The sequence below is a fragment of the Paraburkholderia yinzeri genome, assembly GCF_046581065.1.
Classification (GTDB): Bacteria; Pseudomonadota; Gammaproteobacteria; order Burkholderiales; family Burkholderiaceae; genus Paraburkholderia.
Genome location: NZ_JBFOCJ010000003.1, coordinates 1,082,621 through 1,109,166, shown reverse-complemented (window position 1 = coordinate 1,109,166; position 26,546 = coordinate 1,082,621). Strand labels below are relative to the sequence as shown.

The following is a 26,546-nucleotide window of genomic DNA, read 5'->3' as shown; positions in this document are numbered from 1 at the left end:
CCGGCGCGCTGATCAGCGCGACCGCGCTGCGGCCCGCGCGCAGCGGCGATTCGAAACCGGCGATCAGCGCATTGCCGCCGGTTTCCACGAGCGAGAGATCGGCGCGCGCGGGCGCGCGCTCCACGCCATGCGGACCGTGCCACCAGTCTTCGAGCTTGAACGCGAAATCGGAGAGCGTGAACGTGCTCGTATCGCCGTCGCTCGAAAACGGCATGAACTTCGCCCATGTCCGCAACAGCGGCTGCCGGCCGGGTCCGCCGAGCATCAGCAGATCCTTGTCGGCAAGATGATCGACGTCGCCCGGGCCCGCAATCGTCACGCCCGTCACGGGGTATCCCGTCGATTCGCCCATGCGGCCCATTGCGAGCAGATAAAGACTGTAGTCGCTCGGCGTCGGGGCGCTCGGGAAGATCACAGCCGTCTCGGAGAGGTCGGCCATGCGCGTGAACGGGAAACCGCTGTTGGCGAACGCGGCGAGGTCGGGCAGCGCCATGTAATGCGGGAACGACGAGAAGTTGATCGTCGAGTCCGGGTCGATCGAGCCCGCCACGTTCTGCATGAGGCGCCCCGTGCATTCGCCGGTGTTCCGGATGTCGTAGAAGAAGTGCAGGCGCAGCAGCGAGCGCGGCGTGAGCACGAGCGGCGGTACGTGCACAATGCGATGCGCGACGCCCGTGCTCGACGTGTCCGCGCCAAAGCGCGCGAGCAGGCTGCTCAGGCTGAACCGCGACGGCGTCACGGCGGGAATCTGCAGCGCCGCCACAAAGTTATTGTTCACGCTGACGTTGAGCGACGAGCGGTCCGGGTGCGGGCGCACCGAGTAGCGGTAGCGCAGGTCGAGCGGCGCGCCCTGGGTGTTCCACATGAAGAGGTCGGGCGGCACGTGCAGGTTCAGCGAGATCGCGCCCGCGTCGTAGCCGGTTACCGAGAGCGCGCTCTCGTCGACGAGTTCGCCGAAGCGCACCGGGCGGCTGGACGGCAGCCAGTTCGGCGCGTCGTAGGGTGCGCGCGGCTTGAGCGTCGTGAGCTGGCTCACCGTGACGCTCGTGCCGGAGAACGTGCTCTGGCCGAGCGCGAGCGCGCTCGCGGCCGTGCGCAGCTCGTCGCCGTTGCGGCCCAGCACGAGCAGCAGTTCGCCGCGCGCGGGTTCGCTGCGCTCCACGACCGCGATCGTCGGGCCCGAAACGCCAGGCAGCGTCACGCCGTCCAGATGCGAATCGGACAGCGCGAACACCACGGCGTTGCCCGACAGCGGCACGCTGCCCACCTGCGCCGGAAAGCGTGCGCCGCGATAACCCGCGAGCGAGCCGAACCAGGAAGCCAGCGTGCCCGCGGCCGCGAGCATGCCGGCGTCGGGTTTGTCGGCGAACACGAACGGCAGTTCGAGCCGGCGCACGTCGCGGCGATCGAAGAACGGCTGCGGCAACGCGGCAAGATCGGGCTTCGTCGGCAGCGATGCGTAGGTCAGGTCGAGCGAGCTCGCGTTGCTCACCGTCGCCCACAGCGCGGAATTGGACGGGTCTTCGCAGCCGCGCGTGTAATGGCCGATCAGCTGGATGTTCAGGTGGTTGAACTCGGTGATGAAGCGCGGATCGAGCGAGATGTCGCGCGCCACCGTCGTGCCGGCCTGTTCGTGCGGCACCGGCAGGGTCGCCGCCACTTCGCCGTTTACGAGCACCTTCAGTTGCGAGAGATCGGGCAGCAGCGCAGGCGAGTAGCTGTAGACGAGATGCAGCACCGCGCCCGTCACGACCTCGTCGTTGCGGACCGAGAACGGCACGCCATTCTGGCCTTCGGTGCCGCGCAGTTGCAGCGGATCGAGCGCGCCGAGGTCGGCGAAGGTCAGCGTCTGGCGCCGGCCGCCGGGCACGAGCGTGCCGGGATTGGCGGTGGTCGGCGGGCGCATGCCGAGGAGCTTTTGCTGTTCCGGCGAGAGCGGCGGCGCGGTCAGCGCGAGCGGCGCCTGCGCGATGGCTTGGGCATCGAATTTTTCCGCAGGTCCCGGCGGCGGGACAGCGCCCACTGCCATCGCGCCATCGGCGGCGCGGCCCCCCGCAGACGAGGTGGCCGCGGCCTGAACGCCCGCGGCGTCGGGCGTCTTCTGCGCGATCGCATCGGTCGCGTAGAGAAAAGACGTCGCGACGAGCAGCATTGCAAAACAGGACGCAAAGCAGCGCGCGAGACGCACCGTGCCCGGCCGTCCCAGGCGCCTCGCCACGCCTGCATGCTCTCTCTCACCCGAGTCGCTGCGCGGGCGTAACGCCCCGGTTCTTTTCTCCATATCCTCTAGCTGTCTTTTTGTCCGGCCGCTTTGCCGCCGCGTTTCGTCCACGCGCGAAAGTCGCCATAAAGATGTTCGAAAAGCGCGCCGATGCCGCCCACGCCCACGCGCAACACATGCGAGAGCGCGCGCAGCGGCGCGTCGGGTTGCCGGCCCTCGGCCCAGCCCGTCCAGGCGTCGGCGCGCGAGAACGTCGTCTTCACGAAGTCGAACTCCTGATCCTTCGTCATCTCGACGAACTGCAGCCCCGCGCGGCCCGGTGCGGAAAAGCTCACGGTCGCCGCGAAGGCATATTCCTCGTCGCCGCGAAAGAGCGAGACCGTCACGTTTTCGTGCAGCGGTATCTGAATGGCCTGCGGCAGCTCCACACCCACGCCGCCCTCGGAGTAATCGAGCGTCTCGCACGCCAGCGTGCGGCCGGTGCCGAATCGCAGCATCACGGGCATCTTCATCGCCACGCGCGGCACGGAGCGGATCTGCTTCTGCTCGTTGGCGGCGGCCACGCTCGCGCCGAGTATCAGCATGTTGTAGCTTGTCCACGCGAGATTGAGGAGGGTGGTCTGAACCTCGCTGCGCAGGTGCGCATAGTGATAGATATGCACGAGGCCGCACACGAAGCCGAGCAGGTTCAGCATCAGCAGGATCAGGTACGGGCGCGAGATCGACCAGTCGAAGTAGGTGTCGGAAATCGTGCCGCCCTTGGCCGTGACGTTGAACTTGCCGAGCTTCGGATTGATGAGCGCGAGCAGCGTGGGCGCCGTGATGTACGACGCGAGCACCGACTCGTAGACTTCGGCCCAGAACGAGTGGCGAAACGAACTCTGCATGCGCGAGTTCGTGACGTTCGCATGGAACATGTGCGGCAGCGCGTAGAGCGCGATGGCCGCCGCCGACGCCTGGATCACATGGGCGCCGAAGAACAGGAACGAGAGCGGCGCCGTCAGGAACACGAGACGCGGAACACCGTAGAAGAAGTGCATCATCGCGTTCAGGTAGCACAGGCGCTGGCCGATCGAGAGACCCTTGCCTCCCAGCGGATTGTCGATGCGGAAGATCTGCGTCATGCCGCGCGCCCAGCGGATGCGCTGGCCGATATGCCCCGAGAGGCTTTCGGTGGCAAGCCCCGCCGCCTGCGGGATCGCAAGATAGGCCGTGGTGTAGCCGAGGCGGTGCAGCTTGAGCGCCGTATGCGCGTCTTCGGTCACGGTTTCCACCGCAATGCCGCCGATCTCCGCCACCATCGAGCGGCGCAACAGCGCGCACGAGCCGCAGAAGAACGTGGCATTCCAGAGGTCGTTACCGTCCTGAACGAGACCGTAGAACAGCTCGCCTTCGTTGGGCACCTTGCGGAACGTGCCGAGATTGCGCTCGAACGGGTCCGGCGAAAAGAAGTGGTGCGGCGTCTGCAGCATCGAGAGCTTCGGGTCGCGCAGAAACCAGCCGAGACAGATCTGCAGAAAGGAGCGCGTGGGAATGTGGTCGCAATCGAAGATCGCGAAATACTCGCCGTGCGTGATCTTCAGCGCTTCGTTGATGTTGCCGGCCTTCGCGTGGCGATTGTGCGTGCGGATCGTCCAGTTGACGCCCACCTCTTCGCAGAACGCCTTGAAGTCGGGGCGGCGGCCATCGTCGAGCACGTGGATCGAGAGCTTGTCGGCCGGATAGTCGAGCGCGAGCGCCGCATAGATCGTCGGCTTCACGACGGAAAGCGGCTCGTTGTAGGTGGGAATGAACACATCCACGGTCGGCCAGTCCGCGCGCGAGGCGGGTAGCGGCACCGGCTTGCGCCGCAGCGGCCACGACGTCTGGAAGTAGCCGAGCATCAGCACGAGCGTGGCATAGACCTCCGCCGAAACGAGCAGCAGCCCCCAGGCCGCGTCGAGCGGGCGGGTCCAGTAAGTGGTCTCCGTGAGACGCCAGAACATGTAGCGGCCCGAGGCGACCACCGACAGCATGATCATCACGAGCGTCGCGTAATGCCCCTCCAGGCGGCGAAAGAACAGCGCACAGACGAAGCAGCAGGTGGCGAACACCAGTTGCTCCGTATTCGGCAGCGGTACCGTGAACACGAAGAAGAGCGAGCAGAGCGAAAGCAGCGTGAGCACGACGGCGAACGGCTTGCTGCTCCAGATACGGGCATCGGCAAAGCGTTCAAGACGCGAAGCGCGCGCCGGCGCCGACCCTGACGAAGCGGCGACGGAATCGGTCTGGACGGTGCTCATGCGACGCTCCTTCGCGACAGCGCCGGGGCTGCCGGCGCATCCAGCGCCGCAAGCAGCCACGCGCCACAAGCCCGCAGATCGGTGGCCGCCTGGCAAAGCGGATCGTAGCGAACCACCGAGGTGTTGCAGGCGAGCGATTCGCTCACGCCCTCGTCGGCGTGGATGGAGCCTGGAAACATGTGGTCGCCCAGCATGTCGCGCAGCACGCGCAACACATCCTTGTTGAGCTGGCGCGACTGGTCGACCTGATTCACCACGTAGCCCTCGCCGATAAACTCCGGGCGCGGCGCCGCGTAGGTGTCGATCATGCGCTGCATCTGCGGGATTGCCGCATACGAAGCGGCGTCGGCCAACACGACGTTGACGGCGAAATGCGCCGCCGAAAGCGCGGCGCGCGTATAGGCGGACGAACCCGGCGGCGTATCGACGATCACGATGTCCGAGGCGTTCAGGCGCAGCGCGGCGAGGCCACGCGCAAGCCAGAGCGGGTTTTCGTCCAGGTGGCGTTCGAAGAGATGCTGCTCCTCTTCGATAAGCGCGCCGAACGCAAGGACCGTCACGCCGTCGGCGCCGTCCACCATCGCGCGTTGCCACGGCACCCCCGCGAGCGCGGCGCGTGACAGGCCGTCCACGCTGTCGAGCGGCACACCGAAATAAAGCCGCAGTGAATTCTGCGGATCGAAATCGACCGCCACCACGCGCCGGCCGGCTGCGGCAAGCACGGAGGCAAGATTGGCGGCGAGTGTCGTCTTGCCCACGCCGCCCTTGGCCGAAACCACGCTGACCACTTTCATGGCCTGCTCGCTCCCTTGAGAAACCCGGGATGGCGCGGCGCTGCCGCGGCCTTCGGTTCAACGCCGCTTCCCTGCATGCGCGCACCCTGAGCACCGCCGCCGCGCAGTCTGTCGAACAGCCGGTCCAGGCGGTCGCCGGCATCGATGTCTTGCGCCGACGCTGCGCCTTGCGCCGACGGCGCCGCCGTACCGAAGAGCTTCCTCAGCGGCGACGACGAAGACGGCGTGGCAGAGGCGAAGGCCTGCATCGCCGCGCGCGGTTCCAAAGGAGCATTCATTGCCGGCGGCGCGGGAAGCATACGGCGTGGGGCGATGCGCGATGCGGGACTCGGCAGTCCGGTTGCCGCGCTTGCGGGCCCCGTTTGTGCGGCTTCATCGACAACTTCCTCGGCGGCGGGCTGCGGCGAAAACCGGAACGCGCCGCTCTCGGGCGCCCGCGGCGCCGGCTTTTCGATGACGGGCGGAATGTCGCGGCGGGGAGAACGTGTGAAGAGCGGCGCCGAACGCCGCAGCGCGGCCTGGGAACGGTCACGCGCCATCGGACCGCTATCCGTACCTGCCGCCGCGGGCGCCGGGCTGTTCCGGACTCCTTCGTACAATCCGGGCGCCGTCTGCTCCGTCTCCGGCTCGGCCAGCGCGTCGCCGCGCGCCGTATCCGCCGCGCTCAGTTCGACCTTGCGCGGGTCGATCATTTCGAGCAACGGCCAACGGCCGCGCGCTTCGTGCGCCTCGCTTTCCATGCGGATCTCCCGGTAGCTGTCCGGGTCGCCCCCGAAGCGGTCGAAGAGGGCTTTGATGTCGCGTGAGGGACTCATGGTCGAATGATTCAGGAAAATCGATTGCAAACTGCCGGTCGAACGACGGCGTCGACGCGGTTTTCAGGCCGTAGTGCGCACCAGATGAAACTCGACGGCATAGCCGTCCTCGGGCTGAGCGGCCTGCACGACATGCAGTTGAGCCGCGCCCATTGCATCGAGCCAGGACTGATAGGCGCCCTGCAGGAATGCGGGCGTCCAGGCCAGCGCTTCGCCGCCGAACGCGGGCAGCGGTGCGCCGTAATGAGTGATACGCAGGTAATCGCCTTCGTCGGCAAGCTCGACGCAGCCCCACTGGATCGAGGTCCAGTGCGCATTGAAAGCGGCCGCGAGTTCTTCGGTGGATTCGCAGGCGGGCAGCGGATGATCGGCCGCGAAACGTTCGCCGACGCGAAACATCAGTTGGCGCAACTCGTTGAGATCGAGCTGTGACTCGAACTCCGCCGCAAGCGCATGCAGCAGACCGCGCCACTGGGGAGAAAGATGTTGTTCGAGTAGCGCATCGACGACGGTCGGCATGGGCGGCGAGTCCGTGAAGTGGCGGCAGGTTGGCTTCTCGAAGGCGACCGAGGCGACGACGCGACATGCCCGGCTGCTGGCCAGACGTCGCGCGGTGCAGCTTCGACGTGCGGCCTCGCAAGACACTTCTTGCGACAGGTTTTCCAGAGACGGCGAGAACACAAGGAGCGATTTGCCGTCGCCGACAAGCCAACGCAAACGTTTTCCTGCGACTGTTACGCAGTATAGCGCAGCGAATATTGACGAGGCGGCCGCTAGCCGATGCAAAAAAATCATTTCGCATCGGCCCTCACTTCCTCACGGTTGCGGCGCGTGCAACCCACATTGAACAAAAACTGTCTCGCGCTCGAGACAGTTTTTTCGTCCTTCACGGCCGCCATCGCGGCCGCCGAATCAGAAGAGCGGCAGCGGCCGGTTCGCCGGTGCGCCTGGCAGCGCCTCGTTCGCGACCGTCGCGGTGCCCGTCGTGAACGACCATTGAACGTCGATCGTGTTGTTTTGCGTGCCGTTCGACAGCACGCCCGTCACGCGAACGGTGTAGGTCGCATTGGCCGCAAGCGTCTGGTACGGCACGCATAGCGCGCCGTTCGAAAGCTCAGCCGGATCGGTCTCGGGCGTCTGAGGGAGACAAGGTACGTTGTTGCCGCTCGCGTCCGTGATCGTGAAGTTCACGGCAGTCAACGTGCCCGCGAAGCCGCTCTGAATCGTCACGGGGTAGCCCACCGTGGTGAGTTCGTATTGCGGGGCATTGGCAAACGGATTCGGCGATTCGTTCGCAAACCAGCTAGTGGGCACGCCCTTTTGGCCCGCATAGGGGTACGTGGCGAGCGCCGTCAGCGGCATCGCATTCGCTTCGTTGCCGAAGTCGATGTTGAACGCCTCCCAACTGGCGTTCGTCAGCGAGGCCACGCCCATCGACTGAAAATCGTCGAGCATGACGATCCGGTGGTACGGCGCGTCGAAAAGCGTTTGAACCGGGCTGACGCTGTTGGCAAACGCAGCGGGCTCGCCCGCCACGACCACTTCGCCATACGCCGGGTAGTTGCCCTCGGCGTCGATGCGATCCTGCGGCGTCGCGCCCGTGTAGCCGGGCTGGCCGACCGTCTCATCGTGGCCGTAAGTCTCGTTCTCGACCAGGTAGGTAGCGTGATCGAGCGAGGCGGTCGTCAGGCCGGCGTCGGAGGGCAGCGTGGGAAGCCCCACCGTCTGACGCATGGCATTCAGATAAGCGATGCCGTCGGTGGCGGCATTGCCGCTGGCCGACGGCAATGTCGCGGGCGTCGCCGCCGCGGGCAGCAGCGTAACCGTCCCGCCCAGTTGAGTCGGCGTGGATGTCTGGGCGCTGTTATTGCTGCCCGTCGTGCTGCTGCCGGTCGTGTTGCCGGCCGCCGCATTGCCCGAGCTGCCGGATGAGCCGCCGCCACCACCACCGCATGCTGCGAGCAGCGCGGCTGCAAAAAGGGAAATGACCTCTAGCCTGACGCGGGAGACCTGCATGCCGTGATGCCTTCTGTCCTGGTGCCTCGTGCTGGTGACGCGGACAGCCAGGTCCTGCCGCGTTCGCTTCCGTTTCGCATGCGCTCTGCACACGCGTACTGAGTAACGGCCGCAAACGTTAAAACTTTAATAAATGGCAGGCGTACTAATGTCTGATAAAAGGCCTGATCTTCACCTTATTCCGCGACCATCTCACGCGAAATCGTCAGATGAAAGCCGGGGCGACGGCTCGGTCGCGCACGGCTTCGGACGGCGCCGTTCAAGCGCCGAAGGCGGCCAGATTGAGGTGGTGCGAACGACCGATCCATGTGGCGCAATCGCGGTGATCGCGCAGCGAATCGGCAGTATTCGGATGGACAAAGATGTCGAGCTCGCCGTGATTCAGCGTGAGCCACTCGAAGATTTCGGCGAAGCGCCCGCGCGAGAAGGCGAGCTGATACGACCACATCGGATGCGGACCCACAGGGCGCTCGTGGAAACGTCCCATTTGCAGCGCATCGCCGAAACGCGCCTCGATGACGGTGCGCAAGGTCCACGCAGCGTCGCGTGTGGCCGCGTCGAAGTAGACGTGGGCGTGCCAGCTCTCTATTTCAGCCGGATCGATGGAGCTCATGACAGATAGAACGGATTCGATGAAAGAGGCATTATTGTGCCGTGAAAGAAAGCGGCGGGTCTGCCCCGCCGCGCCTGTCACTGCAGGAACAGCCGGTACGCCGGATTCTGCGTCTCTTCCCAGTGCGGGTAGCCGAGCGTGGCGAGGAAGCGCCGGAACTCCGCATCGTCCGCCGCCGGCACCTGGATGCCCACCAGGATCGAACTGTAGTCCGCCCCCTGGTTGCGGTAGTGGAACAGGCTGATGTTCCACTCCGGCGCCATCGACGACAGAAAGCGCATCAGCGCCCCCGGGCGCTCCGGAAACTCGAAGCGGAAGAGCCGCTCGTCATGCGCCAGCGGCGAGCGCCCGCCCACCATGTAGCGGATGTGCTGCTTCGAGAGCTCGTCGCCCGTCAGGTCCACCGTCGGGAAGCCATGCGAGACGAACGCCTGCGCGATCTGCTGCGACTCGCCCCGGTTGCGGATCTGCACCCCCACGAAGATGTGCGCGCGCTCCGCGTCGTCGATCCGGTAGTTGAACTCCGTCACGCTGCGCGTGCCCACCAGTTCGCAGAAGCGCTTGAAGCTGCCGCGCTCCTCCGGAATCGTCACCGCGAACACCGCCTCGCGCGCCTCGCCCACCTCCGCGCGCTCGGCCACGAAACGCATGCGGTCGAAGTTCATGTTCGCACCCGAGGTCACCGCCACCAGCGTCTGCCCCCGGATGCCCTCGCGCTCCACGTACTGCTTGGCCGCTGCCACGGCCAGCGCCCCCGCCGGCTCCAGCACGCTGCGCGTGTCCTGGAACACGTCCTTGATCGCCGCGCACAGCGCGTCGGTGTCCACCGTGATTACCTCGTCGAGGTACTCGCGGCACAGCCGGAACGTCTCCTCGCCCACGAGCTTGACCGCCGTGCCGTCCGAGAACAGCCCCACCTCGGTCAGCTCCACGCGCTGGCCCGCCGCCATCGACTGCGCCATCGCGCACGAGTCGTCGGTCTGCACGCCGATCACGCGGATCTCCGGGCGCACCGCCTTCACGTACGCCGCCACCCCCGCCGCGAGCCCGCCGCCGCCAATCGGCACGAAGATCGCATGAATCGGGGCCTGATGCTGGCTCAGGATCTCCATCGCCACCGTGCCCTGGCCGGCGATCACGTCCGGGTCGTCGAACGGGTGCACGAAGGTCAGGCCGCGCTCTTCCTGCAGGCGTACGGCATGGGCGTAGGCGTCGCTGTACGATTCGCCCGCCTGCACCACCTCGACGGTCGGGCCGCCGTGGGCGCGCACGGCATCCACCTTCACCTGAGGCGTGGTGACCGGCACGCAGATCACGGCCTTCACACCAAGCTTCGCCGCCGAAAGCGCCACACCCTGGGCGTGGTTGCCGGCTGAGGCAGTAATCACGCCGCGCTCGAGCTGCGCGGGCGTGAGCTGCGCCATCTTGTTGTAGGCGCCGCGCAGCTTGAACGAGAACACGGGCTGGTTGTCCTCGCGCTTGAGCCAGACCGTGTTGGACAGGCGCGCCGAGAGGTTCGGCGCGCGTTCGAGTTCGGTCTCGCGCGCCACGTCGTAGACGCGCGCGGTGAGGATCTTTTTCAGGTAATCGTACTGGCCGGTGACGACCGTTTCGGTTTCGACAACGGCAAAGCCTGCTTCGGCTGACATGGATGCTCCTGGGCTAGTTCTCGTTTTGTCCAGGAGGCGGAAACAAAAAACCCGCCTCTTGGGGCGGGTTATCGTCGCTGCTGTCAGACGTGCACTAACCCACCATTCGATGAATGGTGCTAATAATCAGTGCAATACGGAAGGGACGGCAGTTCATGGACGACAGCATCGCCTGGGGAGCATGAATTTGTCAATCATCATGGCTTCGAGCGCATCGTACTGAATATCTTTATTTACGTATTAAACAATACATTTTCGCGTACAACTTGGTGATATGACGGGAAAACAATCGCTACGGCCCCCAAAAATCTTTCCGACTTGATCCGATGCTTGCCGATTCGTGAAACATTCTAGGAAATAGGCACTATCCATTTGATTTCTATGGAGAAACTTCGCATCTGAAAAGATACTGCCATGTTTCACGGATTCGACCCCGGGGACGATTTCACCGGAGTCGGCGAGCCTTGGCGAAAGGTCTCCGAGCGCGGCAGCCCTGCCCTACCGTCAAGCCCATATCAGGCGCGCTTACGCGGCTTCCGGTGCATCGATCTCGGACGCCCACTGCTCGATTGCGGCTTTTACCCGCTCGGCCAACCGCTGCTGGTCGGCAGGAGCGATACCTTTGAGACTCAGCTCCGCACGCCCGTCGCCGAATAACTTCAGCTCGCCTAGCGCAACCCCGTCCCGGCGATTGAACTGGACACGTGACTGGTAGTGCGTGCGGCGCGGGCCAATACGGCGCGCACCCGCCTCTGCGGAAGCCGCGGCCTCAAGCTTGCGAACGCTGGCCTTGCCTTCGACGACCTGCTGTAGCCAATGCTCCGCGACCGTCGCCCCGGCACGATCGAAAATAAGCTTGATGTTGTACGCGTGACCCAGACCCATGGCATCGCGATGTTGCGCCATGCGCTGAAGCAGGAACGGCGGGAGCGACGTCAGCGAAATCACCTTGCTGATGTGTTTCGGATCCTCACCGACCGCCACCCCCAACTCCACCTGGTCGACGTAAACGCCATCTTCGAGCAGTTTCTTCCACGCGAGTGCGTCGTCGAACACCGTCTGCTCTTCGCGCTCCTTGTTCGCATGGTAGGCGCGCAGATAGAGGTTCTGGTTGTCGAGGCCTTCGCGGATGTCCGCTTCGATCGTCTTGTCGCCTCGCGAACGCGCGGCCCGGATACGCCGCTCGCCGTCGACGATCACGTACTTGCCGGGAAACTCCGCAAGACGCGTGACCAGAATCGGCGTGATCTGGCCTTGCTTCTCGAAGCTGTCGGCCAACTCGTCGATCGTTTCTGCGCTATAGAAGGCGCGCGGATTATAGGGATTCGAAACGACGTCTTCGACCGCTATCTGTCGAAGCGCATGCGATGGTGCCTGCACCTCGTCGACCTCAGGCTGCGTGACCGTACCGGCGTCGCGCTGCGCGATATTGACAACGTCGGCTTCGGCTAGGCGCTCTCCGGCCGAAACACGTTCGGCCGCCATGCCCGCGCGGACCTTGCTGGTGAAATTGAGCTTAGCGGCCATCTGCAACCTCCTCTTCTTGTACGAGCGCGATGATTTCGTTGTAGACGGCGTTGATTTCGTCCTTTGCGATCTTGGTGCCGCGCACACCACGGACGTCGAAGACGGTGCGACCGAGCGCGGCGGTCTGCCGATAAAGCTCCCGCTGCTTGATCGTCGACGACAGAACACGGACATTGCTCTCCGCGAGGATGGCACTCATTTGCGTATGTAGCAGCGTCTTCGAATTCGATTTATTTAGCAAAATTGCGAACTTTCCGGCCGGATTGGCCACGCGAGTGCGCTCGACCAACTCCATCATTCCTTCGCTACTCCAGATGTCGATAGGTGAAGCGTCGGTCGGAATGACCGTTGCGTCGGCAACAGCCAGTACGCGGGCGGTGGTTAGATCGTTGATGTTTGGGGGGCAGTCGACAATGACGACGTCGTAGTCGTCAGCGAGGGCGGCGACTTCCGGCCCGATCATTTTTTCAAGCTTGTGGATGCTTCCCACCCGGAACGGTAATGGGCTTTCCGGCCCAGCCGCAGCGCACCAGCTCATGCAGGATTGCTGGCCGTCGGCGTCTGCAACATAGACTTTGTATCCTTCGGATTGAAACGCTCCGGCCAGATTCATTGTGGTGGTGGTTTTACCCACCCCACCTTTTTGGTTCGCTACGGCAATGACCAGTCCCATTCGGCTCTCCAAGACAGATGTTCCAAGAGCTGTCGTCCCTGTGTGCGCTCTCCACGTGGAGACTTCAGCGAAGCACCTCGAAGTCTAGCGGGAAGTTAAAGTAAATTCTAGGTTTTACCTCGATTTTGTTGTCTGCTCACAACCTTTTGATCAACTGGACAAGATTTTGCTCATTTCCATTACGGCTTTTTGTTAATCAAACAGCAGACACAGAGTGTTCCTCGCTCTCCACGTGGAGACTGTGAGGCCACGTCTTCTAAACCATCAATGGTGGCTAATTCCGCGTTTCTCTAATCGGGAAAAGCCTTCGGCTCGCGAATGTACGTCTGTACTCAGCCAAAGCTGATCAACAGAGATTCAACGCAGTCACGCAGAATGAACAATCGCCTCATACAGAGCTTTCTCCACGTGGAGATATGTACTCGGTGCTATCGAGTCTACGAAATATGCGGCAGCCCAAGCCACACAGGCTGGCAGCCTATGAAGCGATTCTTCGTACACACAACGTTAGAGGGAGCGAGGCTTCACAAGTCTCCACGTGGAGACTTGTGAAAGGCAAACAGCCGAACCAAGGAAGGGGAAGAAATGCCGTAAAGGTCGAAGTTTGAGATGATGTCTGCCGGTGTCGGATAACTGAAACCAGTCAGTAGAGCAGGGGGCGTGTTGCCGCATCCATGGCTCACTACAGCGTCCACCGTCGAATTATATTTTCTTGGAATAATAGATAAATTCGGCTAAATCCCGGCGTAATCCAATCTGGCAGGAATAGTTAACGACCAGCAGGGCTGGGTGCCCAACCTCTCACTCGAAACGCGCTTTCAGCGCAAGATCGACATCCGCTGCCGAAAGCGCATCGGCCGCGACCGCTCCTTGCTGTCCGTTCAGCAAAAACTCGAGAAGATCCGCCGCGGTCGGCTGTCCCCAGGTGTCCAGCACGACCCAGCGGAAGAAGTTCGTCGATGCCATCTTCGAAGGCACCTTCGTCGTCGACACCTTGAGCTTGTCCATCCCGACCGTCTCGTTGTAGCGCTTGATGAGCGCCGTTTGGTCGTCGTACTCGAGCTCGTTGAAATAGGAACGCGCCTCGGTGATCTTCGCGGCGATATAGCGATCCTTCACTTGATCCTGGCTTTCGCGTGCCTTCGCCGTTTCGGCACCCGCACCGACAGCCGCCGCATTCGCGCCCGGCAACTGGTAGCCCTGCATCAGCGCCTTGCGGAAATACGCGGCCACGTTTGCAAGCGGTGCCGCGTTCTTTTGTGCAACACGCGCTGCCGTGTAGGCCACGGCCGTCCGGATCTTCTCTTCGCCGTACTGTTTCAGCAGCCGGCGCGCCTCGGAAACCGGGATACTGAATTTCGACATCTCGCCGATCAGCACGGTCTCGTTTGCACGCAATTCCTGGGAGGAATCGGTCTCCGGCTTGCGCGTGACGCGAAACTGCAGCGAGACGACCGAGCGTCCCACCTTATGTTCGATCAATTCGAAGAGATGATCCGAGATCTCGTTGACCTCCTTGATGCACGGCACCAGCACGCGGCTCTTGAACTGCTTGTAGAGCTTGTACGACTGCGCCGACGTATCCTGGCCGAGAATCAGATCGCGCAAGGTCGCCAGCGGAAAGCGCGCTGTCATGCCGACGGCTTCGTAGCGCACGACGTTCTCCCACAAGGCAAGCGAGTGCGCCTTCCTGAACTGCCGCGTGATCCGCATGTCGATCATCGCGTAGATCTCGGGGTTCAGCAGTTCGCCGCGAATCTGTTCCGAGAACGTATAGCGCAGTACCGAGCGCTCGAGTTCGGCGCCCGCGAGCAGACCGGATGCCTTCCAGATGCTGCGCTTGTCCTGGGTGAGGTAGTCCCAGTTGACGACCGTACTGATGAGCGAGTTGATCGTCTCTTTGACGTACTCGGTGTTGTTGCTGTTCAGATCGACGTCCTGCGAGAGGGCGGAGATGGTGATTTCAAACGACGACCGGCCCGGCTCCAGCGAATCCTGACGGATGGCGTTCTTGATCAGAGAGCTGAACATCTTGCGCTGCTGGAGGCTGATCGACCCGGACTTCGGTGCGATGTGAATCGCCGGGACGGCCTTGCGGAAGAGATCAGGCGGCTGGCCTTGCTGAAATACGAGTGCGCCTTGTTTGTCGGCGTCGCCGGCATCGGCCTTCTTTCTTGCCATATGACCCACGGTGTAAGGGAACCTGATCGGTTGGTAACTGTATACCAAGCGATCAGGTGACTCAAGGGTGCATTCTATTCGGTGCTGTCACACGACAGCCGGACACGTAGCAGTTGACAGCCCCGCCTGCATCGCCCTGAACGCACCTGTCGATGCCCTCCAAGGCGATGCGCAAGTCTCCCATAGCACGGGACCTTTGGATTCCAATCACCCAACAAGACTCCCATAGATGGTGACCTGAAGAATAAGAGTGAGTGCTCACATACCAAGATGAAACACGACAATGATGGAAAGGTACCCGCTTATGGGATAAATCGCCATCAGGCAGTTGTCCACAGACCGGCGAGTCGATGACCGGAACGATATCCCATTCCCGGTGACCTTCGAGACACCCCATAACCAGCTACCTAAACACTGCGCCGCCGGCGTGAATACAGGGACCTGCCGGGCATAAAACCCCCATAATCGGTAACCTTCAATTTCTCCCATAATCAGATACCAATGAATCGGCGTGCGGGGCAAAGGGGCTCCACGAAAGGACACGGCCCTTGTCGAGCCAAGCGACCTTTCCCACGGATCCAGGTACGCTCCCATAATCGGTTACCCAGAAATACCCCCATAACCAGTGACCAAACCAGCCCGTTCATCCTTGGGCCCGGACTCCCAATCGTCCCAAATTCCCCATAAACAGGAACCTGACTAGCGTCCCATAACATGCTACCTGGAGCGAGATGGGCCATTGATCCCATACACCGAGACCTTTCTCCCATATCCACGACCTCAAATTCCCATCGTTGGCTACCGGTTTCCCATATCCACAAACCCGAACTCCCATACGAGGTAACCGGAATCCCACAAGAGGGCACCCAATCGCCCGGAAAGCCTTACCAGGCAAGGCTTTGAGCCTGCTAAAGGTTTACTAAAGTAGTTAAAGCGTTGAAGTAAACACAGAAACCCGTGTTCGAGGAGAAAGAAGTCTCCCAAAACCGGTACCCTATAGACAAGTAAGTGGTCACCAACTTCCCCGGACCCCATAGCTGGCTACCATCCCCATCCGGCGGGGGTTACGTGACCTCCTGCTTTTTGGCTTGATTACGCGAGATGCTGAGGATCTACATTCAGTTAGGTGCGCAACCCTATGATCAACTGAAGAAATGTGCTCTATGGTTGCCAGCTATGGGAGCTCGGGAAGGCAAAAGGTCACGGGTTATGGGAGAACCTGCGGCTCTTCGCGGAGTGCACCGAACTGTTGCTGCCCGCTCTCGGATCCCAAGATTCCTTGCTGAATTGAATCCATCAATCCATCGAAGGCGTGTCGCTCGCAGAGCGACAAAAAGTTTCCCATACACGGTTACCTGGCTCAGGTCACCAAACATGGGAACCAACAGGATGATCTGCTGGAGTTCGGATCCGAGGCCAGCGCCAATTCAACTGGTGCACTGCAGCGGGTGCTCAGGTGACCTTGCGCAGGTCCACCGTCCAACAGGTCCAAAATCACCCTAAGAGCATGACGTCTTCCGTCGGTGGTTACTCACAAGGTATCCCCGGCTGACCGAAAATTCGACAGACTCATGTTAGCTATTCGTAAAAAAATAACCTGGTATTCATCGTACTGATGCCGTTGCCGTCGCAAGTCCCCACTATGATTGGCCGTTAAAGGCAGTGTTACGTCCGTGAACCTGCCGTAGCACGGAACACATATAGATAAGCCTTCGGGGATCGTCATGTCAGTCAGCACCTTCGGGCCGCCGGCGCCTTGCAATGGCCGGGGGCGTCGCGTACGCCTCGCCGCGATGCGCCCGTCGGTCTCCGCAGCCCGGTGCGAGCGAGGTTTGCGATGAGTCCACCCGGCTGGGCCACTGGCAAGTCCGGCAAGTTGGTGCCCGTGCCGTCGCGGCATGTCGCCGCAACTGCGGGTGTCTCCCGCGATCGCTGGCAGACCACCACGTTTCGGTGGTTCACCGCGTACGCGGCGATCTTTTCGCTGTCGTTCATGGCGCTGCTCGGCGTGATCGAATATTCGGTGACCCGCGCGATGGAGCGCGAAACCGATAGCGGCCTGCGCTGGCAACTCCGGTACTTCGATTCGCGCCCCGACGATGCCGTCGCGGGCGCAATCGGCGAGCGTCTTAAACGCGAGGAGCACCAGCATAACTTCTATGGCCTGTTCGACGGCGCCGGCCACTGGCAGGCCGGGGATATCCGCATGCTGCCCGAGGGTCTCAAGCTGGAGCGCTACGGGCACACGTTCGAGCACAAGATCGGGCAGTCCCTGAGCGTAGACATCGGCGACGACCGGCCCGCGCTGCGCGTCATGGGCGAGATTCGTGCGAACGGATCGGTGCTCGTGGTGGCCCGCACGCTTTCGGATGTGCACCATGTGCACGACGAGCTCATGAAAGCGATCTTCGGCGGCGGCCTGCTTTGCCTTGCCGCGAGCCTCGGCGCCGGGCTCGTGCTGAGCATGCGGCAGATCCGCCGTGTGGCGGAAATCCGGCGGGTGACGGGCCGCATTGCGAGCGGCGATCTCGCCCAGCGGTTGCCGGTGGCCGGCCGCGACGAACTCGATATGCTGTCGCACCTCGTGAACCGCATGCTCGACGAAGTGGAGCGCCTGATGGGAGAGGTCAAGAGCGCCTGCGACGGCATCGCGCACGACCTGCGCACGCCGCTCACGCGTCTGCGCCTGCGCCTCTCGACGGCTGCCGACACGTTCGAACGCCGCGGCGAACCTGGCGTCGCGCAGATGCTGGTCGGCGCGCGCGACGAAGCCGATTCGGTGCTCGGCCGCTTCGCAGCGCTCCTGCGCATCTCCGAAATCGGTGCGATGCAGCGGCGCAGCGGCTTCGGGTCCGTCGCGCTGCCGGACCTCGTCGGCGAGCTCTACGAGCTTTATGCGCCGCTTGCCGAAGAGAAGTCCATCGTCCTCACCTCGTCGATCGCGCCGGCCAATCCGATCCATGCGGACCCGGAATTGCTGTTCGAGGCGTTCAGCAATCTGCTCGACAACGCGATCAAGTTTGCGCCCGAGGGCGGCCATGTGGACGTGGTCCTGCGCGCGGGAGAAGCAGGATCGCAACTGGTGGTCAGCGACGACGGGCCGGGTATCGCGCCCGACGAACGCAGCGCGGTGCTCGGCCGCTTCTACCGCAGCGAGCGCACGCGGCACCTGCCGGGCAGCGGGCTCGGTCTTGGCATCGTCCTCGCGATCGTGCGGCTGCACGATTTCGAATTGTCCATTGGCGGTGCAGACAAGGGGACGGTCGTGACGATAGACTGCTGGCCGCACCATACCTAGCCGCTCATAACAACCTGCCGATGAGAGTCCTGCTGTGCTCCTCCTCCGATACGGAGCGAGGCTACCTGCATAAAGCCCTGAGCGAGAGCCTGAACAGCGTCGAGATTGCCGACAATCTTCACGACGCGGCCTACCTTGCCTCGCAAGAGCCCTTCGACGCGATCCTCCTCTGCACGCCGGGCGCCCAGACGCCCGAGGGCCTTGCCGAGGCGCTGGCCGCGTTTGCGCAGTTGCCCGCGGCCCCGGCCATCATCGTCACCCTGATGCGAGCGACGCCGGCCGCCTGCGCGCGGCTGCTGCGCGCAGGCGCCGACGCCTGCTTCGTTCAGCCGTGGTCGATCCTCGAGATCCAGGAGCGCATGCTGGCCCTGCAGCGTGCCACCCAAACGCCGACGGCCCCCTTGCCCGTGCGCCTCGACCCGTTGACGCGCGATCTCGTCGAGGACGCCCAGCGCATCTCCCTCACCACGCGTGAATATCTGCTCATCGAATGCCTGCTGCGCTACGTCGGCGCACCGGTCGCCCGTGACCATCTGATTCGCTATGCGTGGCCCGAGAAGGGCGATGTCGAAGCCTCCAGCGTGAACCTCGTCGTCTCGCGGCTGCGCCGCAAGCTCGGCGCCGAAGGTGCGCGTACCACCATCGAGACCGTCAGTCGCTACGGCTACCAGCTCGACGTCCGGCCGCCAGAGGCGTTCGGGCCACAATCGTAAGGGCAGTGCAGGCCTTCTTCTCCGGATACGGACGCTCGTTCCGTCCGTCTGGGGACTTGCGTCCCTCAAAATTTAAATTTATTTTCATGAAAGAATCGCAGAAATCGGGCGAGGCGACGGTAAACTCGAAATTTCTGAAAGGTCGTGCGGTCGGCACGACGGAGTGCGAAACGGATGAGCCAGGTGCGCGTATTGACGGTGGAAGACGACGCCGTCACAGCCAATGAAATTGTCAGCGAACTGAAGCAGCGCGGCTACGAGGTCGACTGGGTCGACAACGGCCGCGACGGCATGGCTCGCGCGCTGAGCGACGACTACAACATCATCACGCTCGACCGCATGTTGCCGGGCGTGGATGGCCTGTCCATCGTCACGGCCATGCGCACGGTCGGCATCCAGACGCCGGTGCTGATGCTGAGCGCCTTGGGCGACGTGGATGAACGCGTGCGCGGCCTGCGCGCGGGCGGCGACGACTACCTCACCAAGCCTTTCGATCCTGAAGAACTGACGGCGCGTCTCGAAGTGCTGCTGCGGCGGCGCCAGGCGGCTACCGTCGCGCGCGAGACGGCGCTGCGCGTGGGCCCGCTCGAACTCGACCTGATTTCGCGCAAGGTGCACCGTGACGGCGAGGAGGTGACCTTGCTGCCCACCGAGTACCGCGTGCTCGAATTCATGATGCGTCACGCAGGCAAGACCATTACGCGCACGATGCTGTTCGAGGCCGTGTGGGGCTACCACTTCGATCCGGGCACCAATCTGATCGACGTGCACATGGGGCGCCTGCGCAAGAAAATCGACCCGCCGGGCGTGCCGCCACTGATCCAGACGGTGCGCGGCTCCGGCTACATCATCGGATAACGCTGCGTGGAGAGCCGCTCTTCCGCCGCGCCGCCGGTCCGTTCCGGACGGCGCTGGTACACCACGACGTTTCGCTGGCTCATCGGTTACACGGCGCTCTTCGGCATCCTGCTCATTTCGCTCGTGGGTTTCGTCGCGTGGACGGCAAACGCTTCGATCGAAGACGACACCGACTCGATTCTCAAGTGGCAACTGATCTACTTCGATTCGCTGGCCGACGAGGCCCTGCCGGGCGCGATCCGCGAGCGCCTCGAACACGAACACATGCACGCGAACTACTACGGCCTCTTCGCCCCGGATGGCCAGTACGTAGCCGGCGACATGCTGGTGCCGCCGCCCAACCTCACGTTCACGCGTACGGGCCGCACGCTTCACCACACCCTGCGGCTGCAGTCCGGCGGACCGTCGCCTATCGTGCGCGCGATGGGCGAGGTGCGGCCGAACGGTCTGCATCTCGTCGTGGCGCGCGACATGACCTATGTGCTGCGCATTCGCCAGTTCGTGATCCGCACGCTCGTGGTGGGCGGCGCGGTGGCCATGCTCGCGGCGGTGGCGAGCGGCTTCGTGCTGGGCATGCGGCAGATCCGGCGCGTGCGCGAGATTCGCAGTGCCACGCTGTCCATCGCGCGCGGCGATCTGGCTCAGCGCTTGCCCGTGGCGGGCCGCGATGAGATCGACATGCTTGCGCAGCTCGTCAATCACATGCTCGACGAAGTCGAGCGCCTGATGACCGAGGTGAAAGGGGCTTGCGACGGCATCGCGCACGACCTGCGCACGCCGCTCGTGCATCTGCACGCCCTGCTCGCACGCGTTGCCGAACGCGAGAGCATGAAGGGCGACGCGGAAGGTGCGGGGATGCTCGAACGCGCCCGCACCGAAACCGGTCAATTGCTCGAACGTTTCCGCGCGATGCTGCGCATTTCCGAAATCGGCACGCTCAAACGGCGCGGCGGGTTTGCGGCGGTGGACCTCAAACCGCTGATCGCGGACCTCGCGGACCTGTACGAACCGCTCGCGGAAAGCCGCGAGGTGTGCTGGAGCGTGAAGGTCGAGCCGGTGCCTGAAATTCACGGCGACCGTGCCTTGCTCTTCGAGGCGTTCAGCAACCTTATCGACAACGCGATCAAATTCGCGCCGCCCGGCGGCGCCGTGCGCGTGACCTTGCGCGCCACGAAGCAGGGACCGCTCGTCGAGGTGGCCGACAACGGCTCGGGCATCGCCCGCAGCGAGCGCGCGGCCGTGCTGCAACGGTTCTATCGCGGCGACACCGTGCGACATCTGGCTGGCTCGGGGCTGGGCCTTTCCATCGTCGCCGCCGTGCTGCGCGTACACGACTTCACGCTTCACATCGACGACGCACCCGACATGGACCGCGCAGGCGGCCCGGGAACGCGCATGAGCGTCGAGTGCTGGTCGAGCACGCTGGCCTGACAATCAACCGGATGCAAGTTCATGCGCATACTGCTTATTTCCCCCTTGCATGCGGAAGGGGCCTGGCTGCAGAAGGCGTTGCAGGAAAGCGCCCACAGCCTGCAGCGCGCCGAGGATCTGCGCGACGGCCTCTTTCTGGCGAGCGAAGAGCCATTCGATGCGGTGATCGTCATGGCGCTGGACAGCGCGTGGCTAACGCCGCTGCTCGACATGCTGCCGAAGCTCGTGAAGGCGACGCCCGGCGCCACGATACTCGCCGTGCTCGGTATCGAAGCCGGTGCCCACGCGCGATCCCAGGTGTTGCGCGCCGGCGCGGATGCCTGCTTTCGTTATCCGTTTTCCTTCATCGAAATGCACGAACGTTTGCTTGCACTGATGCGCACGGTGAGCGCCGCGCCCGTTTCCGCATCGGCCAAAGCGGCTACGGCGAAGAGCGCGATTCCGCAGCTCGATGCCGGCACGCGCGAGATTGTCGAGGGTACGCATCGCGTCGAGCTGACGCGTCGTGAATATCTGTTGGTGGAGTGCCTGCTGCGCCATCCCGACACGCCGGTGCCGCGCGACCAGATGATCCGCTACGCGTGGCCGGACAAGGACGAGATCGACCCGTCCACCGTCAATCTCGTTGTGTCGCGCTTGCGCCGCAAGCTCGAACGCGAAGCCTTCGAAGCGCGCATCGAAACGATCAGCCGGTACGGCTATCAACTGACGTTGCCTAAACCACATTGAGGAAGATGCGCGTGCTCAAGGTAACCGTTTGTGGGAACTGGCCAGAGGCTTTTCTCACCGAGGCGTCGGTTCGCAGAAAGCCCTTGTCTGGCCTTGTCCGACTCGCTTGAGGCTGGTACTACGCCGATCAAATGGTCGCTTGTTTTACGGCCACAGAACTTAGGCTTGCTTGGGACTTTGCTGCTTGTCGTAGAGCGTGCGAGCGGCGCGCACCAACTTGAGTATCTTCTTCGAGTCGTCAACGCAAGAAGCAACGTCGCGCGGATTGACGGGATCGGCGATCTCGTAGTCTGCGTTCTTGCGGGCTTTCTTCAGAGTGGCCAGACTTCTGGCCGCCTGTTGTGCGTCGGTACGGCCGGGTGCCGCCGCTTTTCCCCACCTTGCCAAACTATCGATGATCGCCTTGTGCGTTTCTCCGTGGCTAAGCTCGGCCTCGGTTGCTGCAAAGGGAAGCGGCACGCTATGACGACTTGCATGCAACGCGCCGTAGTATGCACGCGAGATGGCGCTTCGCCGATCAGCCTCCTTGCACGGCTCGACGAGCAAGCGCTCGGCGGTCTCGATAAATTCCTCAGGAGACACGTGCGTCCTCCCGCTCTTCAGCTACAAGGCCAATGCAAAACGACCCCAGAGGTAAATCGTCAACCGCGTCGAACAGGACAGGGGTCAATTCCTCGTCCAGCCGCTTCACTTGCTCAAGATCACCTCTGATTCTGACCATGATATAGATCGATTCCTCTCCGGGAGTCGTATCCGAATGGCAGGTCGTTCCAACCGAATGGACGCGCCGGTCATGGAGAAACGAATACAGCGCCGTGTGCAGCGTCTCAATCGTCGACAGCGAGACGCCATTGCGTTCAGCCATGGCGATGAGTTGTTTTTGCGTCTCAAGGTGAGGGAACTCTTCATCAGGAGAACGTTGTGCCAGCACGTCCGCCAGTTCAAGAGTTCGCTGCCACCGGCCTGCTTGCCAGTTGGCCCGCATTGCGAGACGCCAGATCGCGAGGTCGGTTGGGTGCGTATTTGCCGCACGCTCGTACATGTTTGCGCTTTCAATACAACGCTCCACACCGTCGAGCGTAGACGCGTAATTTTCTTCCACAGTCGCCCCCGTGTCGTAGCGCATGGCTATGCCGAACTGTTCGTCCATAGTGGCGTCATCCCACCGGATGGCCGCCACTATGCCGAGAACCTGATGGGCCAGAATGGGATCGACGGAAATGCCGTTCCTGGCGGCTCGCTCGAGGCGGGCGAGGGTAAACGGGTCGAGGGAGTCCCAATCGTTGTGCACAAGGGACGACAGTTCGTCGAATGCTTCTTCGGCGACAGATTTTGCTCGTGGAGCGACCATGAAGTAGAAATTCTTATTCCGCGCAAAGGCGCAAACGCACGTTGGATTCCGTGGATAACGCGAATACTAACATTTTCGATGAAAATCAAATCTTTTTGTGCACCCGGGCGTCTCCGCCGTTCGGCTAATCTCGAGTGCCCCACAAGCCGGAAACGGAACTTGTATAGCCTTGCGTCCCCGGTGACTTCATGCTCACCTCCAACTCGGGCACCGTCTCGACGAGCTTGCGCTGAGTCTTGCTGTCGACACATTTGCGAGCCGCGCCGATATAGCACTGCATGCTCGGCGTTGATCTCTCCGTGCGCACCGATTCCAGAAGTTGCAAGTCATAGTGACGCTCGTATCGGACAGCCGCAGATCCCTCGAGACGCATGACATCGTCGTGCTGGGTTTGCGAACTGCTACCGCGTGCCGCTTGCGGGGACGTTACAGCGCGCGGTCGAACGAGGCTTGTCGATGAATAGCACTGGAATAGCACGGTGCCTCTTCGAAGCCTTATGCAGCGGAAAAAGTAACCGTTTGTGGGAACCGGTTACCTTTTCGTCGTTTGCTATGCGTAACGTGTCCACAAAAAACTAACGGCACGCGAAGCGCATGCCGTTCTCCCTGATTGTTGTCTGTCGCTTCGCGTACTGGCCGTTCAATGCGCGTACACCGTCGAGTTCAGATACGCAAGCTGGCCATCCTGCTCGGCCTGCACGAGTTCCTGATAAACCTGCGCGCGGGTCTTCTGCGCGACCGGTTGGCCATACGGCTGCGCGGTTGCATTCGCTGCGACCTGCGTGGCCGCGGCCGGTTGGGCGAGTGGGGTGCCTGCGTTGGCGCTCTGGGCGAATGCGGACGTGGTCGTGGCGAGACCGGCGAGTGCTGCGATGATCATAAGGGTCTTCATGTTGCCTGTTCTCCAGTAACGAAATCGTTGGCCGGTAAGCGAATGCGATAAATCGCATCCCGGTATTGGAAGCATAGTGAGGCGGCACTATCGAACCGGAAGCAGGAACATGAATAAAAATTTAGAGACAAAACTGAGATCGTTCGGTGCCCGGTCAGCACGTTGCAGGCCCTGAGTTTCAAGAAGGATTACTGATTAAATCGATGCTAAAAAACGCGCCGGCAGGCGGCGCGTCCTGTTAGCCGAGCAGATAGCCCGACCCGCGTATCGTGCGGATCAGCGAGGGCTCTCCGGGCGTATCCACGCGGTTGCGCAGCCGCCCGACGTGAACGTCCACGAGGTTGGTGCCCGGATCGAAGCGGCCGCCCCACACGCCCTCGAAGATCATCGTGCGCGTGAGGACCTGGCCCGCGTGGCGCATCATGAATTCGAGCACGCGCAATTCCGTGGGCCGCAGGCGCAGGATCTTGTCGCGGCACGTCAGCTTGCGTTTGACGAGGTCGAGTTCGAGCGGGCCCACGCGCAGCACCGTTTCCGTGGAGGTAGGGCGCGAGCGGCGCCGTACGAGCGCTTCGAGGCGGGCGGACATCTCGTCGATGGAGAACGGTCGCGTGAGATAGTCGTCGCAGCCGGCGCGCAGGCCTTGGATACGTTCTTCCACGCCGCTCGTGGAGCTCATGACGAGCACGGGGGTTTCGATGCCGACGCCGCGCATCGTCGTGACGATGGTCAGACCGTCCAGGTCGGGCAGGCGCCGTTCGAGCGCGATGACGTCGTAGTCGCCGGCCATCACCATCGCGATGCCTTCGCGTCCGGTGCGGGCGACATCGACGGTAAACCCGGCGGAGGTGAGCGTAGGGATGACGCTGTGTTCGGTGACGGCGTCGTCTTCGATGGTCAGGAGTCTGGGCATGGTGATCCAGGTTTCGTGACGGTGTTACAGAGGAAAAGGCATCAGGCGACGGCGCGCAGCGGCACCGGCGAGCTTTGCGCGGGGTTCGCGCGGAACTGTTCCACGGCGAAATCGATGAAGCTGCGCACCTTCATGGTGAGGTAATTGCGGCCGGAGTACACGATCGAGATGTGCTGCAGGCCGCCGTTGACGTCGTACTGGTTGAGCACCGGCACGAGCCCGCCGCGCGCAATGTCGTCGGCCACGACGGGTAGCGGCAGCAGCGCGATGCCCATGTCGGCCAGCGCGGCCGTGCGGACCATGGCATAGCCGTTCGCCGTGAGCGGACCGTTGGCGCTCACGCGCTGCGCGCCTTCGGCATCCGAGAACTCCCATGCGCGCGGCGCGTCGGAAACCGCGAGCAGATCGTGCTGCGCGAGATCGGTGGGCGTGCGCGGCGCGCCCCGGCGCGAAAGATACGCGGGCGAGGCGACGACGATTTCCTTCACGGACGCGATCTTGCGGCTCACGAGCGAGGCGTTGACCGGCTGGCGGTCGGTGGCGAAGCAGACGTCGAAACCGCCCTCGATCATGTCGATATGCGTATCGTAGGCCGTGATGTCGAAGTCGACGCGCGGATTCGACGCGCGATAGGTGCCCAGCAGGGTAGCGAGCCCCGAATTGGCGAACACCGCCGGCGCGGCGATGCGCAGCACGCCGCTCGGATCGCGCGTGGCGCGTACGAGCTCCGATTCGACCTCGTCGAGCTTTTCGATCACGGCGCGGCAGCCGTCCAGGTACAGCCGGCCCGCCTCGGTAAGCGAAAGGCTGCGCGTCGAGCGGTTCAGCAGGCGCATGTTCAGATGCGCCTCGAGCATGCCGACGCTACGCGTGACGGCCGCCGCGGACATGCCGAGCTGCTTGCCGGCAAGGCTGAAGCTGTTTAGATCGACGACGCGTGTGAAGACGCGCATGGCTTGTAGCTGGTTCATCTGCGAGTCCGTAGTGTTGAGGCAAATGCGAGATCGAGCAGCAAGCTGGGAACTCGCCGCACCTGTCCGGGCTGCGCTCGCGTCCCATCGTGCCTCGTGCGCCGGCCTAGTTCGGCAAAGCGTGCGGATCCTGAACGGCTGCCGCCTCCTGCGCCTCGATCGCCGACTTGAGCCGTTGCATGCTTTCCGTGGGGATCGCGAATCCCGCCCAGCCGAGCCCCGTGTGGCGGAAGAACACCACGGTGCCGTCGAAGAGCGGGTTGCGCTCGGTGTACCAGCTCGGGTCCATTTCGATCACGTACTGATGCGTGCGCAATAGCTGCTCGGGCACTGCCGGACGCATTTGTGCGCGCAGCTTCCCGAGTTCTTCGATCAGGCCGTCGACATCCGCCGCATCGAGCAGCGCCGCATTGCCGTTCACATTCACGCAGACCGCGTGCTCGCCGTACTCGTTGACGAGTTCAACCGACATCGGCTTGGACATTCGCCATTCCTTGCAGTCCTGAAACTGCAAGGATTATCGACGGGCACTTGATGTCAGTGTTTTAAGATGTCGTGCGCTGAAAATGAATAATTATTTAATAAATAACAAAAATCCTTCAATTTCTTTCAAAAACTT

The 26,546-nt window shown here is 62.8% G+C and carries 22 protein-coding genes; 5 read left to right on the top strand and 17 right to left on the bottom strand.

Features of this window, described 5'->3' with window-relative positions:
• The 11 genes from bcsB to WJ542_RS31745 form a co-directional block, all read right to left on the bottom strand.
• The coding region (gene bcsB, locus WJ542_RS31795) for a cellulose biosynthesis cyclic di-GMP-binding regulatory protein BcsB (protein ID WP_411193495.1) at positions 1 to 2,281 on the bottom strand (2,281 nt) is incomplete at its 3' end.
• Between the two features lie 5 nt (positions 2,282 to 2,286).
• Positions 2,287 to 4,503 carry a UDP-forming cellulose synthase catalytic subunit gene (gene bcsA / locus WJ542_RS31790; protein WP_411193494.1) on the bottom strand — a complete coding sequence of 739 codons (2,217 nt, stop codon included), beginning with the start codon at positions 4,501 to 4,503 and terminating at the stop codon, positions 2,287 to 2,289.
• On the bottom strand, positions 4,500 to 5,297 hold the full coding sequence (gene bcsQ / locus WJ542_RS31785) for a cellulose biosynthesis protein BcsQ (protein WP_411193493.1): 798 nt from the start codon (positions 5,295 to 5,297) through the stop codon (positions 4,500 to 4,502). Before bcsQ ends, bcsA begins: the two co-directional genes overlap by 4 nt.
• Positions 5,294 to 6,112 (bottom strand): cellulose biosynthesis protein BcsP, encoded by an 819-nt coding sequence (gene bcsP, locus WJ542_RS31780; RefSeq protein ID WP_411193492.1) that lies wholly within the window; start codon positions 6,110 to 6,112, stop codon positions 5,294 to 5,296. Before bcsP ends, bcsQ begins: the two co-directional genes overlap by 4 nt.
• A gap of 63 nt (positions 6,113 to 6,175) precedes the next feature.
• Entirely contained in the window at positions 6,176 to 6,631 is a 456-nt protein-coding gene (gene bcsD, locus WJ542_RS31775; RefSeq protein ID WP_411193491.1) for a cellulose biosynthesis protein BcsD, read from the bottom strand.
• 393 nt (positions 6,632 to 7,024) lie between these two features.
• On the bottom strand, positions 7,025 to 8,128 hold the full coding sequence (locus WJ542_RS31770) for a CAP domain-containing protein (RefSeq protein WP_411193490.1): 1,104 nt from the start codon (positions 8,126 to 8,128) through the stop codon (positions 7,025 to 7,027).
• A gap of 259 nt (positions 8,129 to 8,387) precedes the next feature.
• Positions 8,388 to 8,741 carry a DOPA 4,5-dioxygenase family protein gene (locus WJ542_RS31765; RefSeq protein ID WP_411193489.1) on the bottom strand — a complete coding sequence of 118 codons (354 nt, stop codon included), beginning with the start codon at positions 8,739 to 8,741 and terminating at the stop codon, positions 8,388 to 8,390.
• Positions 8,742 to 8,818: 77 nt separating this feature from the next.
• Entirely contained in the window at positions 8,819 to 10,390 is a 1,572-nt protein-coding gene (gene ilvA / locus WJ542_RS31760; protein ID WP_411193488.1) for a threonine ammonia-lyase, biosynthetic, read from the bottom strand.
• A 525-nt stretch (positions 10,391 to 10,915) separates the two neighbouring features.
• Positions 10,916 to 11,917, bottom strand: coding sequence for a ParB/RepB/Spo0J family partition protein (locus WJ542_RS31755; RefSeq protein WP_411193487.1), 1,002 nt, complete (start codon positions 11,915 to 11,917; stop codon positions 10,916 to 10,918).
• On the bottom strand, positions 11,907 to 12,590 hold the full coding sequence (gene parA, locus WJ542_RS31750; RefSeq protein ID WP_411193486.1) for a ParA family partition ATPase: 684 nt from the start codon (positions 12,588 to 12,590) through the stop codon (positions 11,907 to 11,909). The genes WJ542_RS31755 and parA overlap by 11 nt, the downstream gene beginning before the upstream one ends.
• An 801-nt stretch (positions 12,591 to 13,391) precedes the next feature.
• A complete protein-coding gene (locus WJ542_RS31745) occupies positions 13,392 to 14,771 on the bottom strand; it encodes a replication initiation protein (protein ID WP_411193485.1) in 1,380 nt (459 codons plus the stop codon).
• 1,837 nt (positions 14,772 to 16,608) lie between these two features.
• Between WJ542_RS31745 and WJ542_RS31740 the strand changes: the two genes are divergently transcribed.
• From WJ542_RS31740 to WJ542_RS31720, 5 genes are all read left to right on the top strand, one after another.
• A complete protein-coding gene (locus tag WJ542_RS31740) occupies positions 16,609 to 18,069 on the top strand; it encodes a sensor histidine kinase (protein WP_411193484.1) in 1,461 nt (486 codons plus the stop codon).
• 20 nt (positions 18,070 to 18,089) lie between these two features.
• Complete coding sequence (locus WJ542_RS31735; RefSeq protein WP_411193483.1) at positions 18,090 to 18,782, top strand: response regulator transcription factor; 693 nt, start codon at positions 18,090 to 18,092, stop codon at positions 18,780 to 18,782.
• A 183-nt stretch (positions 18,783 to 18,965) separates the two neighbouring features.
• The gene (locus WJ542_RS31730) at positions 18,966 to 19,640 is read left to right on the top strand and encodes a response regulator transcription factor (protein WP_411193591.1); all 675 of its coding nucleotides are present in this window, start codon (positions 18,966 to 18,968) and stop codon (positions 19,638 to 19,640) included.
• A 6-nt stretch (positions 19,641 to 19,646) separates the two neighbouring features.
• On the top strand, positions 19,647 to 21,071 hold the full coding sequence (locus WJ542_RS31725; RefSeq protein ID WP_411193482.1) for a sensor histidine kinase: 1,425 nt from the start codon (positions 19,647 to 19,649) through the stop codon (positions 21,069 to 21,071).
• Between the two features lie 21 nt (positions 21,072 to 21,092).
• Positions 21,093 to 21,800, top strand: a complete 708-nt coding sequence (locus WJ542_RS31720) for a response regulator transcription factor (RefSeq protein WP_411193481.1) — start codon at positions 21,093 to 21,095, stop codon at positions 21,798 to 21,800.
• 159 nt (positions 21,801 to 21,959) lie between these two features.
• On the opposite strand, the gene WJ542_RS31715 is transcribed toward WJ542_RS31720, so the two are convergent.
• From WJ542_RS31715 to WJ542_RS31690, 6 genes are all read right to left on the bottom strand, one after another.
• The gene (locus WJ542_RS31715; protein ID WP_411193480.1) at positions 21,960 to 22,382 is read right to left on the bottom strand and encodes a hypothetical protein; all 423 of its coding nucleotides are present in this window, start codon (positions 22,380 to 22,382) and stop codon (positions 21,960 to 21,962) included.
• Positions 22,372 to 23,151, bottom strand: a complete 780-nt coding sequence (locus WJ542_RS31710) for a hypothetical protein (protein ID WP_411193478.1) — start codon at positions 23,149 to 23,151, stop codon at positions 22,372 to 22,374. The genes WJ542_RS31715 and WJ542_RS31710 overlap by 11 nt, the downstream gene beginning before the upstream one ends.
• A 640-nt stretch (positions 23,152 to 23,791) precedes the next feature.
• Positions 23,792 to 24,043: a DUF4148 domain-containing protein gene (locus WJ542_RS31705; RefSeq protein ID WP_411193476.1), complete on the bottom strand. Its 252-nt coding sequence runs from the start codon at positions 24,041 to 24,043 to the stop codon at positions 23,792 to 23,794.
• A gap of 238 nt (positions 24,044 to 24,281) precedes the next feature.
• Entirely contained in the window at positions 24,282 to 24,956 is a 675-nt protein-coding gene (locus tag WJ542_RS31700; RefSeq protein WP_411193475.1) for a response regulator transcription factor, read from the bottom strand.
• Between the two features lie 41 nt (positions 24,957 to 24,997).
• Positions 24,998 to 25,927 (bottom strand): LysR family transcriptional regulator, encoded by a 930-nt coding sequence (locus WJ542_RS31695; RefSeq protein WP_411193474.1) that lies wholly within the window; start codon positions 25,925 to 25,927, stop codon positions 24,998 to 25,000.
• A 106-nt stretch (positions 25,928 to 26,033) separates the two neighbouring features.
• Positions 26,034 to 26,411, bottom strand: coding sequence for a hypothetical protein (locus WJ542_RS31690; protein WP_411193473.1), 378 nt, complete (start codon positions 26,409 to 26,411; stop codon positions 26,034 to 26,036).
• Between the last annotated feature and the right edge of the window lie 135 nt (positions 26,412 to 26,546).

Coding starts and splice junctions, on each gene's coding strand:
- WJ542_RS31690 (WP_411193473.1), bottom strand. CDS start 26,411: ATGTCCAAGCCGATGTCGGTTGAACTCGTCAACGAGTACGGCGAGCAC.
- bcsQ (WP_411193493.1), bottom strand. CDS start 5,297: ATGAAAGTGGTCAGCGTGGTTTCGGCCAAGGGCGGCGTGGGCAAGACG.
- ilvA (WP_411193488.1), bottom strand. CDS start 10,390: ATGTCAGCCGAAGCAGGCTTTGCCGTTGTCGAAACCGAAACGGTCGTC.
- bcsA (WP_411193494.1), bottom strand. CDS start 4,503: ATGAGCACCGTCCAGACCGATTCCGTCGCCGCTTCGTCAGGGTCGGCG.
- WJ542_RS31755 (WP_411193487.1), bottom strand. CDS start 11,917: ATGGCCGCTAAGCTCAATTTCACCAGCAAGGTCCGCGCGGGCATGGCG.
- WJ542_RS31700 (WP_411193475.1), bottom strand. CDS start 24,956: ATGCCCAGACTCCTGACCATCGAAGACGACGCCGTCACCGAACACAGC.
- WJ542_RS31705 (WP_411193476.1), bottom strand. CDS start 24,043: ATGAAGACCCTTATGATCATCGCAGCACTCGCCGGTCTCGCCACGACC.
- WJ542_RS31740 (WP_411193484.1), top strand. CDS start 16,609: ATGAGTCCACCCGGCTGGGCCACTGGCAAGTCCGGCAAGTTGGTGCCC.
- WJ542_RS31770 (WP_411193490.1), bottom strand. CDS start 8,128: ATGCAGGTCTCCCGCGTCAGGCTAGAGGTCATTTCCCTTTTTGCAGCC.
- WJ542_RS31710 (WP_411193478.1), bottom strand. CDS start 23,151: ATGGTCGCTCCACGAGCAAAATCTGTCGCCGAAGAAGCATTCGACGAA.
- parA (WP_411193486.1), bottom strand. CDS start 12,590: ATGGGACTGGTCATTGCCGTAGCGAACCAAAAAGGTGGGGTGGGTAAA.
- WJ542_RS31765 (WP_411193489.1), bottom strand. CDS start 8,741: ATGAGCTCCATCGATCCGGCTGAAATAGAGAGCTGGCACGCCCACGTC.
- WJ542_RS31745 (WP_411193485.1), bottom strand. CDS start 14,771: ATGGCAAGAAAGAAGGCCGATGCCGGCGACGCCGACAAACAAGGCGCA.
- bcsP (WP_411193492.1), bottom strand. CDS start 6,112: ATGAGTCCCTCACGCGACATCAAAGCCCTCTTCGACCGCTTCGGGGGC.
- WJ542_RS31695 (WP_411193474.1), bottom strand. CDS start 25,927: ATGAACCAGCTACAAGCCATGCGCGTCTTCACACGCGTCGTCGATCTA.
- bcsD (WP_411193491.1), bottom strand. CDS start 6,631: ATGCCGACCGTCGTCGATGCGCTACTCGAACAACATCTTTCTCCCCAG.
- WJ542_RS31720 (WP_411193481.1), top strand. CDS start 21,093: ATGCGCATACTGCTTATTTCCCCCTTGCATGCGGAAGGGGCCTGGCTG.
- WJ542_RS31735 (WP_411193483.1), top strand. CDS start 18,090: ATGAGAGTCCTGCTGTGCTCCTCCTCCGATACGGAGCGAGGCTACCTG.